This is a genomic window from Gracilimonas sp., from assembly GCF_035704785.1.
Lineage (GTDB): Bacteria > Bacteroidota > Rhodothermia > Balneolales > Balneolaceae > Gracilimonas.
This window is the reverse complement of record NZ_DASSWP010000199.1, coordinates 1-2,810: the sequence shown is the minus strand read 5'-3', so window position 1 is coordinate 2,810 and position 2,810 is coordinate 1. Positions and strand designations below refer to the sequence as shown.

Below are 2,810 nucleotides of genomic sequence, written 5' to 3'. Positions count from 1 at the left end.
ATCCTCCGGCAGTTGATGGAGAAGGCTTTGATCGAAGTTTCCGGACGGGCCGACAGCCCCGGGAAGCCCTTGCTTTATCGAACTACCAAGCATTTCCTAACCCACTTCGGTATTAACTCTGTGGATGAGCTTCCTAAACCGCGCGAGATCGATGAGATCCTGAAAGATGATGATATGGCTGAACACCGGCAGTTACTTATGGAGCGACAGCTGATGATGGATGACATGGATGCAGAAGATGAGGAAGAAGTATCTCCTGAAGAAAAAGCCCGGGAAATATTCGATGAATTTGAAGAGAAGAAAAAGGCCTCTGAGAATAATGAGGGGGATGAAAATCATCCCGAAAATGGACAAGATAATTTAGATGAAATTGACGAGGAAGAATGAGTAACAATAAAGGAAAGAGAAGGCCAAAAAATAAGGCAGACGATAAAAAAGCAGCTAAAGTAGATCAAAACTATTCACAGGAAGAAGAGATCAGGCTGAATAAATTCATTGCGCATGCAGGTTTTTGTTCTCGCCGGGAAGCCGATACTTATATCTCAGCAGGAAAAGTACAGGTGAACGGTCAGGTGACTACGGAATTGGGAACGAAAGTTCGTCGAAAAGACAGCGTGGTGGTTGACGGACAGAATCTCAGCCTGGAGCCATTCGTTTATTTATTGCTTCACAAATCCAAAGATGTAATTACTACAACGGACGATGAAAAAGATCGGACCACGGTGATGGATCTGATCGAAGATGCGACAGGATATCGCGTATATCCCGTGGGTCGACTGGACAGGAACACAACCGGCCTTTTGGTGTTAACGAATGATGGAGACCTTGCGCACAGACTCATGCATCCAAGCTACAGCGTTCGTAAAACCTACCAGGTTGGAACCAAGGATTCACTTACGGAAGCACAGTTGGAACAATTTCTGGAAGGAGTAGAGCTGGAAGACGGTATTGCGAAGGGATATAATATTGTCCAATTTGTAGATGATCCCTACACTTTTGAGATGTCTGTTTTTGAAGGCCGGAATCATTTGATCAGACGCATGGTGCAATTTCATGGAACAGAAGTAACCAAGTTAAAGCGTATTGAATATGCAGGCCTTACTTTAAAAGATGTTCCAATGGGCCGCTGGAGGTTTCTCAGACAAAATGAAATTAATAACCTCCGGAAATTGGTTAAACTTGAGACACTAGATTTTAATAAGAGCAAATAAATAATTATTCCATGGAAGTAAGCAGTATTTCGATATCATCAGGACAAGTAGAATCGACCGAAGGGTTGCCCATTCGTTATGACCTTTATTCACCTATTTCAAGAAATTCACTCAGCTTTCCTGTCATTATATTTCTGCATGGTTTCAAAGGATTTAAGGACTGGGGGCCTTTCCCTGATGTATGCGAAGAAATGGCAAGAGCGGGGTATGGTGTGGTTTCCATGAACTTTTCCTTAAACGGAATAGGGGAAGACAAAACAGAATTCACAGAAATGGAGCTGTTTGAACGGGAGACCTTTTCTCAGGATCTGGATGATATTGGTACGGTAATAGATGCTCTTCAGAAAGGTGAGATCACAGATAAGCATTCCAGTTTAAATACAGACGTAATAGGGTTGATTGGGCACTCTCGTGGCGGGCATACGGCTATAGCAGCCGCTGTTGAATATGATCCTATTCAGTGTTTGGTAACATGGTCAGCGGTGGCAGATTACCGGGAGCGCTGGACCGATGAAATGAAAAAAGATTGGGAAAAGCAGGGCTTTACCGAAATTGAGAACAGCAGGACCGGCCAAAAGATGAAGGTCGGAAAAGTTGTCTATGAAGATTCCATAAACAATGCAGATCGCGTAATTGCCATGGAGCGTGTTAAAGAACTTCGCATACCCACCTTGTTTATTCATGGCCGTGATGACGAATCTGTGCCCTATACCGATTCTGAAAAACTACATATTGCCTGTGAAGCCCGCGAAAAAGAACTCCGACTGGTAGCAAACGGAACTCATACCTATGGCGCAGCCCATCCATTCGAAGATCAGGATTTCCCAAAGCCTTTTGCGGAAGTTTTAGACTGGACTGAAGGCTGGTTTGTTGAGTTTATGAAATAACTGATCTTATCCTGATAATCGTTCAAACTTAGAGTTACTCCTTTTCATAAATGGGGATAAAAACATGTATTTGAGAGGTTGCAAGCACTTCTTTTGCAGAAAAATTTTTTATTTCGTCAAAAATAAGAGTATTGTTCTGGGTACTTACACTAACCCAAATAAATCAAAAGTTATGATGAAAAAGCTACTACAACTTAGCAGTTGCTTTATGTTGCTGCTATTTGTTTCGGTTGGAACGCTACATGCACAAACAGTTTCTGGTGTTGTAGTTTCTGCTGAAGACAATGAACCATTACCAAGTATTACCGTTTTGCTGGAGGGCACCAATAAAGGTACTGCCACAAATCTGGACGGTGAGTATGAACTAGAACTAACGAGCGATGAATTTGAGAACGGAACACTTGTATTTTCAGGTATAGGTTTTGTCCGACAGGAAGTCGCCGTAAACGGTCGCCAAACCATTGATATAGAACTTTCAACAGATACTCAGCTATTGGATGAAGTAGTTGTTGTTGGTTTTGGATCTATTGTTCGGGAAGACATGACCGGCAATATTGCTAGTGTTGGCAGTGAAGAGCTTTCCGCTGTGCCTGTAAACAGTTTTGAATCTGCACTTCAGGGTAGAGCCTCAGGTGTGTTTATTCAAAAAAGTAATGGTAAGCTTGGACAGGGTATGAACATTCGAGTACGCGGTACATCATCCGTTTCTGCA

Annotated in this window: 4 protein-coding genes; all 4 read left to right on the top strand. The window is 42.7% G+C overall.

Annotated features, from left to right (window positions below):
- Positions 1-387, top strand: a 387-nt coding sequence (gene scpB / locus VFM80_RS11460; protein WP_395071966.1) for an SMC-Scp complex subunit ScpB, incomplete at its 5' end; no start/stop codon positions are given.
- The gene (locus VFM80_RS11455; protein WP_395071965.1) at positions 384-1,211 is read left to right on the top strand and encodes a pseudouridine synthase; all 828 of its coding nucleotides are present in this window, start codon (positions 384-386) and stop codon (positions 1,209-1,211) included. The genes scpB and VFM80_RS11455, both read left to right, overlap by 4 nt.
- Before the next feature lie 11 nt (positions 1,212-1,222).
- On the top strand, positions 1,223-2,098 hold the full coding sequence (locus VFM80_RS11450; RefSeq protein ID WP_395071964.1) for an alpha/beta hydrolase family protein: 876 nt from the start codon (positions 1,223-1,225) through the stop codon (positions 2,096-2,098).
- 172 nt (positions 2,099-2,270) lie between these two features.
- Positions 2,271-2,810: carboxypeptidase-like regulatory domain-containing protein (locus VFM80_RS11445; RefSeq protein ID WP_395071963.1), on the top strand; the 540-nt coding region annotated here is incomplete at its 3' end.

What these genes read in the sequence shown, in the direction of transcription:
- VFM80_RS11455 (WP_395071965.1), top strand. Translation starts at nt 384, where the DNA reads ATGAGTAACAATAAAGGAAAGAGAAGGCCAAAAAATAAGGCAGACGAT.
- VFM80_RS11450 (WP_395071964.1), top strand. Translation starts at nt 1,223, where the DNA reads ATGGAAGTAAGCAGTATTTCGATATCATCAGGACAAGTAGAATCGACC.